The following is a 12334-nucleotide window of genomic DNA, read 5'->3' on the forward strand; positions in this document are numbered from 1 at the left end:
TCAGCGCCCGAGTTCTTCGGAGACCTTCCGCAGCTGCGCCAGCCGCTGTTCCAGCGTCGGGTGGGTGGCCAGCAGCTGCGAGGCCGCCTCCTTGGCGCTCAGCGCCGGGGCGAAGTAGAAGGCGTTGTACGGCTGGGCCTGCCGCAGGTCCTTGGTCGGGATGGCGGCGATCTGCCCGGTGACCTTGGTCAGCGCCGAGGCCAGCGCGGCGGGCCGCCCGGTCAGCTGGGCGGCGGCCCGGTCGGCGGCCAGCTCGCGGTAGCGGGACAGCAGCCTGGTCAGCAGGAAGCTGATCGCGTACACCACCATCGAGGCCAGCGGGACCAGCACCATCGCGATCGCCGCGTTCTGGTCGTTGCTGTTGCGGTTGCCGCCGCCCATCATCCCGCCGTACAGGGCGATCCTGGTCATCGCGCCGGCCAGCACGCCGAGGAACCCGGCCACCGTCATCACCGCGACGTCCCGGTGCGCGACGTGCGACAGCTCGTGGGCCAGCACGCCCTCCAGCTCCTCCGGCTCCAGGCGGCGCAGCAGGCCGGTGGTCACGCAGACCACCGCGTTCTGCGGGTTGCGGCCGGTGGCGAAGGCGTTGGGCATGTCGTTGTCGGCGACCGCGACCCGCGGTTTGGGCATGTCGGCCAGCGCGCACAGCCGGTCCACCGCGCCGTGCAGCTGCGGGTACTGCTCCGGGGTGACCCGGTGGGCGCCCATCGCCCGCTCGGTGATCCGGTCGGAGAACCAGAACTGGGCGACGAACAGGCCGCCGGAGATCAGCACCACCAGCGGCCAGGCGCCGCGCAGCAGCACGATCAGCAGGCCGGTGAAGCCCACGTAGAGCAGCCCGATCAGGAACATGGTGGTGACCATCCGGCCGGTCAGGCCGCGGTCGGGGGCGAACCGGGAGTGCTGGGAAGCGGACATCGCTGCTCCTCCTCTGCCTCGTGCGGGCCGGGCCCGGCCCGCACGCCCGGCCGCCCCGCTCGCCTTCGATGCTGCCACCGGGCGGGCCGACGGGCACCATCCAAAACGGGGGGAATTCGGTAGGAAGGGGACGCGTCCCGGGCGCGTCGCGGCCGCTCCGGACGAGGATCACGCGGGCGGACCGTTCCTGCCGTCAGGCCCGGGCCGTACACTGGCAGGTACCGTTCTGGCACTCTGCCCAGTTGAGTGCCAGGCCAGGACCGGACACCGGAACCACGGACGACGACGGAGGTGCCTGCCCATGCCGGACGACAGCAAGCCCGACGGCCGACTCATCGACACCCGCCCGTCCGTCCGACCGCTGGACGAGCGGCGGCTCGCGGTGCTCCGGGCGATCGTCCAGGACTACGTGGGCACCGAGGAGCCGGTCGGCTCCAAGGCCCTGGTGGAGCGCCACAACCTGGGCGTCTCCCCGGCCACCGTCCGCAACGACATGGCCGCGCTGGAGGAGGAGGGGTACATCCACCAGCCGCACACCAGTGCGGGCCGGATCCCCACCGACAAGGGCTACCGGCTGTTCGTCGACCGGCTCGCCGAGGTCAAGCCGATGACCGCCCCCGAGCGCCGGGCGATCCGGCACTTCCTGGAGGGCGCGGTCGACCTGGACGACGTGGTCGCCCGGACGGTGCGGCTGCTCGCCCAGCTGACCCGGCAGGTCGCGGTCGTCCAGTACCCCTCGCTGACCCGCTCCACCGTGCGGCACATCGAACTGGTGTCGCTCACCCCGACCAAGCTGATGCTGGTGCTGATCACCAACACCGGACGGGTCGAGCAGCGGATGGTCGACTGCCCGGCCCCGGTCGGCGAGGCCCTGCTCGGCGACCTGCGGGCCAGGCTCAACGGCATGGCGGGCGGCTGCCGGCTGCCCGAGGTCCCGACCGTCCTGGAAGACCTGCCGGCCGGCTTCGAGCCCGCCGACCGGCCCGCCGTCAGCACCGTGCTGTCGGTCCTGTTCGAGGCGCTGGCCGAGCAGAACGAGGAGCGGATCATGCTGGCGGGCACCGCCAACCTGACCCGCTTCGGCCACGACTTCCCGCTCACCATCCGGCCGGTCCTGGAGGCGCTGGAGGAGCAGGTGGTGCTGTTGCGCCTGCTGGGTGAGACGGCGGACTCCGCGATGACGGTCCGGATCGGCCACGAGATCGCCTACGAGGGGCTCAATTCCACGTCGGTCGTCTCGGTCGGTTACGGTTCGGGCGACCAGAGCGTGGCAAAGCTGGGAGTGATCGGTCCGACCCGGATGGATTACCCGGGCACAATGGGGGCGGTGCGAGCGGTGGCACGGTACGTCGGCCAGATCCTGGCGGAGTCGTAACGGAACGGCGCAGGCGCAGCGGAACGGCGCAACAACCAGCGTGCCGTCGCAGGCACTTCTAGAGGCGGAACAAACCGGAGCAATTGGTGGCCACGGACTACTACGCGGTACTCGGCGTCCGACGCGACGCGGGGCAGGACGAGATCAAGAAGGCGTTCCGGCGCCTCGCCCGTGAACTGCACCCGGACGTCAACCCGGACCCGAAGACGCAGGAGCGGTTCAAGGAGATCAACGCCGCCTACGAGGTGCTCTCCGACCCGCAGAAGCGCCAGGTCTACGACCTCGGCGGGGATCCGCTCTCCCCCAACGGCGGTGGCGGTGCGGGAGGCTTCGGCGCCGGGGCGGCCGGGTTCGGGTTCTCCGACATCATGGACGCCTTCTTCGGCGCCGCGACCGGCCAGCGCGGCCCGCGCTCGCGCACCCGTCGCGGCCAGGACGCCATGATCCGGCTGGAGATCACCCTGGAGGAGGCCGCGTTCGGCACCACCAAGGAGCTCCAGGTCGACACCGCCGTCACCTGCACCACCTGCAACGGCGAGGGCGCCGCCCCCGGCACCTCCGCCCAGACCTGCGACATGTGCCGCGGCAAGGGCGAGGTCTCCCAGGTCACCCGGTCCTTCCTGGGCCAGGTCATGACCTCCCGCCCCTGCCCGCAGTGCCAGGGCTTCGGCACCGTCGTCCCCACCCCCTGCCCCGAGTGCGCGGGCGACGGCCGGGTCCGCGCCCGGCGCACCCTCACCGTCAAGATCCCGGCCGGCGTCGACAACGGCACCCGGATCCAGCTGGCCGGCGAGGGCGAGGTCGGCCCCGGCGGCGGCCCCGCCGGTGACCTGTACGTCGAGATCGCCGAGACCAGCCACAACGTCTTCCAGCGCCGCGGTGACGACCTGCACTGCACCGTCACCATCCCGATGACCGCCGCGGCGCTCGGCACCCAGGTGCCGCTGCAGACCCTCGACGGCCTGGAGGAGGTCGACATCCGGCCCGGCACCCAGTCCGGCCAGTCGATCCCGCTGCACGGCCGCGGCATCACCCACCTGCGCGGCGGCGGCCGGGGCGACCTGATAGTGCACGTCGAGGTGCAGACGCCCACCAAGCTCGACCCCGAGCAGGAGGAACTGCTGCGGCGGCTCGCCATGCTCCGCGGCGAGGAGCGTCCCTCCGGGCAGTTCGCGCCCGGCCAGCAGGGCCTGTTCTCCCGGCTGAAGGACGCCTTCAACGGTCGGTGAGACCTCTGTTCCCCGGGCCGGGAACGGTGCGGGGGCGGCGCGCCCCCGCCGTTCCCGGCCGTTTTCGACGGCCCTGCTGAGAGGACCGCTGCACCGATGACCGCACCCGTGTTCGTCGTCGACGACCTGACGGGCGCCGCCCCCGGCACGACCGTCCGGCTCGACGGCCCCGAGGGCCGCCACGCCGTCGCCGTCAAACGCCTCGAACCCGGCGAGGCCCTCACCCTCGCCGACGGCCGCGGCCGCGGCGCCGACGGCACCGTCGCCGCCCTGCACGGCAAGGACGCCCTCGACGTCCTGGTCACCGCCGTCCGCGACGAACCCGAGCCCGCGCCCCGGATCACCGTCGTCCAGGCCCTGCCCAAGGGCGACCGCGGCGAACTCGCCGTCGAGACCATGACCGAGGCCGGGATCGACGCGATCGTCCCCTGGGCCGCCTCCCGCTGCATCACCCAGTGGAAGGGCGAACGCGGCGCCAAGGCGCTCGCCAAGTGGCGGGCCACCGCCCGCGAGGCGGGCAAGCAGTCGCGGCGCCTGCGGTTCCCGGAGGTCCGGGAGCTCGCCACCACCCGGCAGCTGCTGCCGCTGCTCGCGGGGGCGAGCTTCGCGGCCGTCCTCCACGAGGAGGGGTCGCTGCCGCTGGCCGCCGCGCAGCTGCCCGCCGGGGGCGAGATCGTCCTGGTCGTCGGGCCGGAGGGCGGGGTCTCCCCGGACGAGATCGCCGCCTTCGCCGAAGTCGGCGCCACCCCCCACCGCCTCGGCCCCTCCGTCCTGCGCACCTCCACGGCGGGGGTCGCGGCGGGCGCCCTCCTGCTCGGACGCACGGGGCGCTGGGGATAAGCAGGGGGCAGCCAGGGGCGCGGGGAACTGCGCGCAGCGGGAGCCGCACGTCAGCGAGGCCGCGAGATGGTGCGAGCGATCATCCTGCGTCGCGATCCGGCTGGGGGTGCTCGGTCGGCCGCGCAGTTCCTCGCGCCCCTGCTTTCGCAGGGGTTCTCCTCGCGCCCCCGGTTCCGCCCTTCGGCTTTCGCGGCTTCTTCTGACGGATCGTGGGCTTCCCGCCCTAGGCTGGCGGGATGACCGAATCTACGCGTGGCTACCTGCGCCACCCGCACCTGCACGGCGACGTCGTGGCCTTCGTCGCCGAGGACGACGTCTGGTTGGCGCCCGTGGAGGGCGGACGGGCCTGGCGGGTGACGGCGGACCGGGCGCCGGTGGGGGCGGTGCGGTTCTCGCCGGACGGGCGGTCGTTGGCGTGGGCGTCGAGCCGGGACGGGGCGCCGGAGGTGCACGTCGGGCCGGTGGAGGGCGGCGCGGCGCGGCGGTTGACGTACTGGGGGAGCCCGTTCACCGCGCTGGTGGGGTGGAGCGCGGACGGACGGCCGCTGGCGATCACCGCGGCGGGGCAGGAGACGATCCGGCGGACCTGGGCGTTCGCGGTGCCGCTGGACGGCGGGGAGCCGTCGCGGCTGCCGTACGGGCCGATCGGGGCGCTGGCGTTCGAGCCGGTGCCGGAGGGCGCCTCCGGCGGGCGGGTGCTGCTGGGGACGCACAACCGGGAGGCCGCGCACTGGAAGCGGTACCGGGGCGGCCGGGCCGGGAAGCTGTGGATCGGCGGGGCGGAGTTCGAGCGGCTGCACGCCGATCTGGACGGGCAGTTGGAGTGCCCGATGTGGGTCGGGGACCGGGTCGCGTTCCTGTCCGACCACGAGGGCGTCGGGCGGCTGTACTCCAGCCTCCCGGACGGTTCGGACCTGCGGGCGCACGGGGCGGCGGAGGGCGGGTTCTACGCCCGGCAGGCGTCCACCGACGGCCGCCGGGTGGTCTGGCAGAGCGCGGGCGAGCTGTGGCTGCTGGACGACCTGGACGGGGCCGAGCCGCGCCGCCTGGACGTGCGTCCGGCCGGGCCCCGGACCGGGCGCCGTCCGTACCCGACCCCCGCCGCCGGGCAGGTGGAGACCGCCGTCCCGGACCGCACCGGCCGGGCCGCGGCCGTGGTGGTGCGCGGCACGGTGCACTGGGTGACCCACCGGGAGGGCCCGGCCCGGGTGCTGGACGAGACGCCCGGGGTGCGCAACCGCCTGGTGCGGGTGGTGCCCGGCGAGGAGGGCGCGCAGGGCGCGGTGTGGGTGACCGACGCGGAGGGCGAGGACGCGCTGGAGCACGCCCCGGCGGTGCTGGGCGCGGAGCGGCGGCGGCTGGCGGCCGGGCAGCTCGGCCGGGTGCGCGGCCTGGCGGTCTCGCCGGACGGCAAGCAGCTCGCGGTGGCCTCGCACGACGGCCGGGTGCTGCTGGTGGCGCTCAGCGACGGCGCGGTGAACGAGCTGGCGCGCAGCGGGGACGGCGAGGTCAGCGGGCTGGTGTTCAGCCCGGACTCGGCGTGGCTGGCCTGGTCGCAGCCGGTGCTGGGCCCGTGGTCGCTGCGGCAGGTGATGCTGGCCGACCTGACCTCGCGCACCGTCAGCGAGGCCACCCCGCAGCGCTTCCACGACTACTCGCCCGCCTTCACCGCGGACGGCAAGCACCTGGCGTTCCTCTCGGTGCGCACCTTCGACCCGGTGTACGACCAGCACGCCTTCGACCTGTCCTTCCCCGGCGGCACCCGCCCGTACCTGCTGACGCTGGCCGCCGACACCCCGTCGCCGTTCGGTCCGCAGCGCGGCGGGCGGCCGGTGGGCGGCGAGGAGGAGGACGCCAAGGACGGCGAGAAGGACGGCGCGGTGCCGAGCACCCGGGTCGACCTGGAGGGACTCGCGGACCGGATCGTGCCGTTCCCGGTGGAGGCCGGGCGGTTCGGGGCGCTGCGCGCGGCGAAGGACGGGGTGCTGTGGACCAGGTTCCCGTTCGGCGGTGAACTCGGCGACAGCGCCGCCTCGTTGGACGAGGAGCCGGCCCGCACCGCGCTGGAGCGGTTCGACCTGCGGAAGCGCCGGGCGGAGGAACTGCTCACCGGCGTCGACGCGTTCGCGGTCAGCGGCGACGGCGCCCGGGTGGCGGTGCTGGAGGGCGGCGCGCTGCGGATCGTGCCCGCCGACCAGAAGGCCGGGGAGGACGAGGAGGGCGACGTCGGCCTGGACCGGGTCCGGGTGACCGTCGACCCGGCCGCCGAGTGGCGGCAGATGTTCGACGAGAACGGCCGCCTGATGCGCGACAACTTCTGGCGCGCCGACCTGAACGGCGTCGACTGGGCGGGCGTGCTGGAGCGCTACCGGCCGCTGGTGGAGCACCTCGGCAGCCACTCCGACCTGGTCGACCTGCTGTGGGAGACGGTCGGCGAGCTCGGCACCTCGCACGCGTACGTGCTGCCGCCCGGCCGCGGCACCGAGCCGGCCCGGCTGCAGGGGCTGCTGGGCGCGGACCTGGTGCGCGACGGCGAGGTGTGGCGGGTGGCCCGGGTGCTGCCCGGCGAGTCCTCCGACCCGCGGGCCCGCTCCCCGCTGGCCGCGCCCGGCGTGGCGGTCCGGCCCGGCGACGCGGTGCTGGCGGTCAACGGGCGGCCGGTCGACCCGGTGGTCGGCCCGGCCCCGCTGCTGGCGGGCACCGCCGACCAGCCGGTCGAGCTCACCGTCAGCGGCAAGGACGGCGAGCGCCACCCCGTCGTGGTGCCGCTCGACGACGAGGAGGCGCTGCGCTACCACGACTGGGTCGCCGGGCGGCGGGCCGCCGTCCGCGAGCTGTCCGGCGGCCGGCTCGGCTACCTGCACGTGCCCGACATGCAGAGCGCGGGCTGGGCGCAGCTCCACCGCGACCTGCGGTTCGAGATGTCCCTGGAGGGGATCGTCCTCGACCTGCGGGAGAACCGCGGCGGCCACACCTCGCAGCTGATCGTCGAGAAGCTGGCCCGCCGGATCGTCGGCTGGAGCCACGGCCGCGACCTCGCCCACCCCGACCCGTACCCCGGGGACGCCCCGCGCGGTCCGGTGGTCGCACTGGCCAACGAGTTCTCCGGTTCGGACGGCGACATCGTCAACGCGGCGATCCAGGCGCTCGGCATCGGCCCGGTGGTCGGCACCCGCACCTGGGGCGGCGTCATCGGCATCGACAGCCGGTACGCGCTGGTCGACGGGACGCTGGTCACCCAGCCCAAGTACTCCTTCTGGCTGGAGGGTTACGGCTGGCAGCTGGAGAATCGCGGCGTCACCCCCGACGTGGAGGTCCCGATCGCCCCGCACGACTGGGCGGCCGGGCGCGACCCCCAGCTGGAGACCGCCGTCCGCCTCGCCCTGGACGCGCTGGACCGCACCCCCGCCAAGACCCCGCCCCCGCTGGACTGAGCCCGCCCCGGGAAGGTGCGCCGACGAACGACCGGCCGCCCGCGCGGCGGCCGGTCGTTCGACGCGTCCTTCCGGTGCCGGGCGGTTACCGCTAGGGTGCACGCAGTGACGACCGGGGGGAGGGAGCGTTGGGAACACCGGATTTCAGCGTGGACCACGAGGCGCTGGAGGAGTGCGGCCGGAAGCTGGACCGGGCCGGGGACGACCTGGCGGCGGCGGGCAGCGGGCTGGAGTGCCTGGGCGAGTTCACGGCCGCCCGGGTCGGCGACTACGGCGTGGCCGCCGCGGCGGCCGACTTCTTCGCCTCCTGGCGGGACGAGCGGCTGCTCGACGTCGAGGCCCTGCACGAGCTCGCCGACAAGGTGCGGCGCAGCGCGGCCAACTACCGCGAGGCCGACCGGGCGGTGGCCGGAGCCCTGACCCGGCAGAGGTGGTGAACCGCCCGCACCGGCCGGGGCCCGGACCCCGGAGGAAGCAGCCCGCCACCGCTGAGGGGGAGTCGGCACGACGATGAGCACGCACCGGGAACAGGTCGAGTCGCTCGGCCGCACCATCGCCGCCGCGCACGGGATGTGGGGCGCGGGCGACCTGAAGGACGCCGTGGACGCGGCCGTCCGGCTCCCCGGGCCCGCGGGCAGCCCCGACGCGCTCGACCACCTGGGGCGGGCCTGCGTCGACGCCGCCGCCCGGATCTCCGACGTCTGGCTGACGGTGGTCGGCGTCGGCTCCGGCGAGCTCCCGGAGGCGTGGACCGGGCAGGTCGGCGAGAGCGCGGCCGAGGTGGTCAGGGCCGCCGCGGACGACCTGGACCGGATGGGCCGCGCCTACCAGCAGGCCGGACGGCGGCTGCTCGAACTGTGCGACGTGCTCGACCACGCCAGGGCCCGGCACGCCGCGGCCCGCGACCCGCTGTTCCACGCCTCCGGCCTGCTCGCCGACCTCACCACCTGGGAGGGCCTGCCCGACCCGACCTCCTGGGACGACGACCGGATGCACGAGGCCAAGGCCGCCGCGCAGGAGGGCATCGCCGCGATGCTCGACGCCGCGCAGCAGGCCGAGGAGGCCGGGCACCGCGCCGCCGCCGAGCTCAACCGGCTCGCCGCCGGGGCCGGGGCCGCCCGGCTGCGGGCCCGGGGGCTGAGCGCCGCCGACCGCCTGGCGCTCACCGGCACCACCGCCCTCGGCGACCTCAACCGCATCCTCGGCCCGCAGGACGCCGCCCGCGCGGGCCGGGCCCTCGACCGCCTCGACCCCGCCGACCGGCAGCGGATGGACCGGCTGCTCGCCGACTCCCGCTCGCCCCAGGAACGCGCCTACCTGCTGAAGGCGCTGGCCGCGGGCCACGGCGTCGACGAGGTCGCCGCCTTCGACCGGCAGATCCACGACCACGGCGCCGACCCGCACTGGCTGGGCGACCGGCTCAGCCCCGTCCGGCTCGACTCGGCCGCCCCCACGGCCGGCACCGCCCACCTCCGGCCGGTCGGCGAGCCCGGCGCCCGGTGGCAGCAGGCCGACGCCGCCCCGACCTGCGTGGCCGCCTCCACCGTCACGATGCGGGCGATGGCCGACCCGGTCTACGCCCTGCAGCTCACCACCGGCGGCCGCCCCGGCGACCCCGGGTACGACAACAGGGACGCCTTCGCGCAGCGGCTGACCGCCGAGCAGAACCGGGTCTACCGGAGCGGCCGGGAGTGGTACCAGGACCTACCGCTGGTCGGACGGGACGGGCTGAGCGACGGCCAGTCCCGGGACGTGATGAACCAGGAGGTCGGCGCGGTCACCGGCACCGAGTACCGCAACGTCGACCTCGGCGGCCAGGACGCCCGGCGCGACGTGCTGGTCGACGTCGAGAAGGCGGTGGACGGGGGCCGGCCCGTCCCGGTGACCATCCGCGGCGGCGACCAGGGCCACCAGCTGATGATCATCGGGCACAGCGGGGACAAGCTCCAGGTCTACAACCCGTGGGGCTACACCGTCTGGATCACCGAGGACGACTTCGTCGACAACCGCATGGGCAACGCCCTCGACCAGCCCTCCCCGATGAACACCGCCACCAGCGTCCGCCTACCGAAGTGAGCCGAGCCCACCGATGAACAGCCCCGCGCCCCCGCCCGGCCGGACGGACGCCGAACTCGCCGCCCTGGACGTGCCCGCGCTGCTGCGCTTCGGCCTGCCCGCGGACGGACCGCACCGCCGGGCGCTGTTCGCCGACGGGGCGGTGGCCGCCGCGCTCCAGGCCGAACGGTGCGGGGTCCCCCCGTACGCCGTCTCCTACCTGTCCGAGGTGGTCCGGGCCGCCGGGCTCCGGGCCGCCGCCGGGCTGCCGGAACCGCTGGTCGGCCCCGGCGCGGCGGAACTGGCCGGCGGCTGGCTGGACGGGGCCGCCGCGGTGCTGGACGCCGACGACCCGGCCGCCGGGGCGCTGGTGGCCGACTGGCTGGAGGCGGTCGCCGCGCTCCTCGAACTGCGCCGCACGTCCCGCCCGGGGCACCGCGGGTGAGTGCGGTGCGGAGGGTGCGGTCCGCGCGGCCGCGGGTGCCGCGGGTGACCGGGGGGCGGGCCGTCTGGGCGGCGGTGCTGCTGGTGCTGGTGGTGCCGGTCTGGGGGGAGGAGCGGCGGACCAACCACGGCCGGGTCTTCCCGTCGGACGTCCGGGAGATCTCGGTCCGCCGCGGCCAGGTGTTCTCGCTGCACTGGAAGCTGGCCGTGCAGCCGGGCACCGAGCACCGGCCGGTGAACCCCCCGCCCGACCCGGCGGTGGTGGCCTTCACCGGCACCGACCGGGTCCGCGGCGACCCGTCCTACCTGGGCGACGGCGGCGAGCTGTACCTGGTGTTCCGGGCGGTGGGCCCCGGCACCACCGAGCTGACGCTCGACAACTGCCGGGAGTCCTGCGGGCGGTTCGACGAGGAGTACCGCGAACGCCGGACCTACCGGATCGTGGTGCGCTGACCGCTGTAAGGTCGTGGCACCAGTGACGGACGCTCAGGAAGGAGCGCGGGAGATGGCCGGCGAGCCGCAGGCGGACTGCGTGTTCTGCAAGATCGTGTCGGGGGACGTCCCGGCGACCGTGGTGCGGAAGAGCGAGCGGACGCTGACGTTCCGCGACATCAACCCGCAGGCGCCCGTGCACCTGCTGGTGATCCCGCGCGTGCACCACCCCGACGCGGCCGAACTGGCCGCCGCCGAACCGGAGATCGCGGCCGAACTGCTCGTCGAGGCGGGCGCCGCGGCGGCGGGCGAGGGCCTGGAGGCGTACCGGCTGGTCTTCAACACCGGTGCGGGCGCCGGGCAGACCGTGTTCCATGCGCACGTGCACGTGCTGGGCGGCAAGCCGCTCACCGAGGGGCTGGTCTGAGCGTTGTCGCAGCGTGAACTCGTCGTCCTCGGCACCGCCAGCCAGGTGCCGACCAGGCACCGCAACCACAACGGGTACCTGCTGCGCTGGGACGGCGAGGGGCTGCTGTTCGACCCGGGGGAGGGCACCCAGCGGCAGATGCTGCACGCGGGGGTGAGCGCCACCGGGATCAGCCGGATCGCGGTGACGCACTTCCACGGCGACCACTGCCTGGGCCTGCCCGGCATCGTCCAGCGGATCAACCTGGACCGGGTGCCGCACCCGGTGGACGCCTACTACCCGGCGTCCGGGCAGGAGTTCTTCGACCGGCTGCGGCACGCCAGCGCCTACCACGCCACCGCCGAGATCAGGGAGCGCCCCGTCGCGGAGGCGGGCCCGCTCGACGCCCCCGGCGCCCCGTTCGCGCTGGCCGCCGTGCGGCTCTCCCACCCGGTGGAGTCGTTCGGCTACCGGCTGACCGAACCCGACGGCTTCCGGCTGCGCCCCGAGCGGCTGCGCGAACTCGGCCTGCACGGGCCCGCCGTGGGCGTGCTGCAGCGCGAGGGCCGGGTCGAGGTGGACGGGCGGACGGTCACCGCCGAGCAGGTCGGGGAGACCCGGCCCGGGCAGCGCTTCGCCTTCGTGATGGACACCCGGCTCTGCGACGGGGTGGACGAACTCGCCGAGGGCGCCGACCTGCTGGTGATCGAGGCGACCTTCCTCGACCGGGACGCCGCGCTCGCCGAGGAGCACGGCCACCTGACCGCCGCCCAGGCCGCCCGGGTCGCCGCCCGGGCCGGGGTGCGGACCCTGGTGCTCACGCACTTCTCCCAGCGCTACCCCGACCTCGCCGAACACCTCGCGGAGGCCCGCAGGCACTTCGACGGCGAGGTCACGGTCGCCGAGGACCTGGCCAGGATCCCCGTCCCGCCGCGCCGTTGACCGCCACGGACCGCGCCGTCGACCGCCGCCGGGCCCGCCCTCCGGGCCGCCGCCCGGCCCGGACGTGCGGAAAACCGCTCGCGCATCCGGACGGCAGACCCCACCATCGAAGCCGCCGCGCCGCTCCGGCGAACACCTGCGCGGCGTACCCTGGTGACCCGGAGAGCCCGAGCCACACGACACGACGGATGGGGATGAGGCAGGCCGCAGCGCCGACCCATGAGTGACACACCGCAGACCCGCACCGACGGACAGC

11 protein-coding genes are annotated in these 12334 nt (G+C 75.1%); 10 read left to right on the top strand and 1 reads right to left on the bottom strand.

Annotated features, from left to right (window positions below; translation table 11 throughout):
- Nucleotides 1-921 (bottom strand): zinc metalloprotease HtpX, encoded by a 921-nt coding sequence (htpX, locus tag QSK52_RS22700; RefSeq protein ID WP_285737963.1) that lies wholly within the window; start codon nucleotides 919-921, stop codon nucleotides 1-3.
- Nucleotides 922-1222: 301 nt separating this feature from the next.
- Here htpX and hrcA point away from each other — a divergent pair, with 301 nt between their 5' ends.
- The 10 genes from hrcA to QSK52_RS22750 all read left to right on the top strand — a co-directional run bounded on the left by hrcA (nucleotide 1223) and on the right by QSK52_RS22750 (nucleotide 12078).
- Nucleotides 1223-2296, top strand: coding sequence for a heat-inducible transcriptional repressor HrcA (gene hrcA / locus QSK52_RS22705; protein WP_285737964.1), 1074 nt, complete (start codon nucleotides 1223-1225; stop codon nucleotides 2294-2296).
- Nucleotides 2297-2382: 86 nt separating this feature from the next.
- On the top strand, nucleotides 2383-3525 hold the full coding sequence (gene dnaJ / locus QSK52_RS22710) for a molecular chaperone DnaJ (RefSeq protein WP_285737965.1): 1143 nt from the start codon (nucleotides 2383-2385) through the stop codon (nucleotides 3523-3525).
- 96 nt (nucleotides 3526-3621) lie between these two features.
- A complete protein-coding gene (locus QSK52_RS22715) occupies nucleotides 3622-4365 on the top strand; it encodes a 16S rRNA (uracil(1498)-N(3))-methyltransferase (protein ID WP_285737966.1) in 744 nt (247 codons plus the stop codon).
- 236 nt (nucleotides 4366-4601) lie between these two features.
- Nucleotides 4602-7799 carry a S41 family peptidase gene (locus tag QSK52_RS22720; protein WP_285737967.1) on the top strand — a complete coding sequence of 1066 codons (3198 nt, stop codon included), beginning with the start codon at nucleotides 4602-4604 and terminating at the stop codon, nucleotides 7797-7799.
- A 128-nt stretch (nucleotides 7800-7927) separates the two neighbouring features.
- A complete protein-coding gene (locus QSK52_RS22725; RefSeq protein ID WP_285737968.1) occupies nucleotides 7928-8236 on the top strand; it encodes a type VII secretion target in 309 nt (102 codons plus the stop codon).
- A gap of 73 nt (nucleotides 8237-8309) precedes the next feature.
- On the top strand, nucleotides 8310-9875 hold the full coding sequence (locus tag QSK52_RS22730; RefSeq protein WP_285737969.1) for a hypothetical protein: 1566 nt from the start codon (nucleotides 8310-8312) through the stop codon (nucleotides 9873-9875).
- A gap of 13 nt (nucleotides 9876-9888) precedes the next feature.
- Nucleotides 9889-10299 (top strand): hypothetical protein, encoded by a 411-nt coding sequence (locus QSK52_RS22735; protein ID WP_285737970.1) that lies wholly within the window; start codon nucleotides 9889-9891, stop codon nucleotides 10297-10299.
- A gap of 44 nt (nucleotides 10300-10343) precedes the next feature.
- Nucleotides 10344-10751, top strand: a complete 408-nt coding sequence (locus QSK52_RS22740; protein WP_285737971.1) for a hypothetical protein — start codon at nucleotides 10344-10346, stop codon at nucleotides 10749-10751.
- A gap of 52 nt (nucleotides 10752-10803) precedes the next feature.
- Nucleotides 10804-11157 (top strand): HIT domain-containing protein, encoded by a 354-nt coding sequence (locus QSK52_RS22745; RefSeq protein WP_285737972.1) that lies wholly within the window; start codon nucleotides 10804-10806, stop codon nucleotides 11155-11157.
- A 3-nt stretch (nucleotides 11158-11160) separates the two neighbouring features.
- Nucleotides 11161-12078, top strand: coding sequence for a ribonuclease Z (locus QSK52_RS22750; protein ID WP_285737973.1), 918 nt, complete (start codon nucleotides 11161-11163; stop codon nucleotides 12076-12078).
- The last annotated feature ends 256 nt before the right edge of the window (nucleotides 12079-12334 follow it).

The sequence above is a fragment of the Kitasatospora phosalacinea genome, assembly GCF_030268885.1.
Taxonomy (GTDB): Bacteria; Actinomycetota; Actinomycetes; order Streptomycetales; family Streptomycetaceae; genus Kitasatospora; species Kitasatospora phosalacinea_C.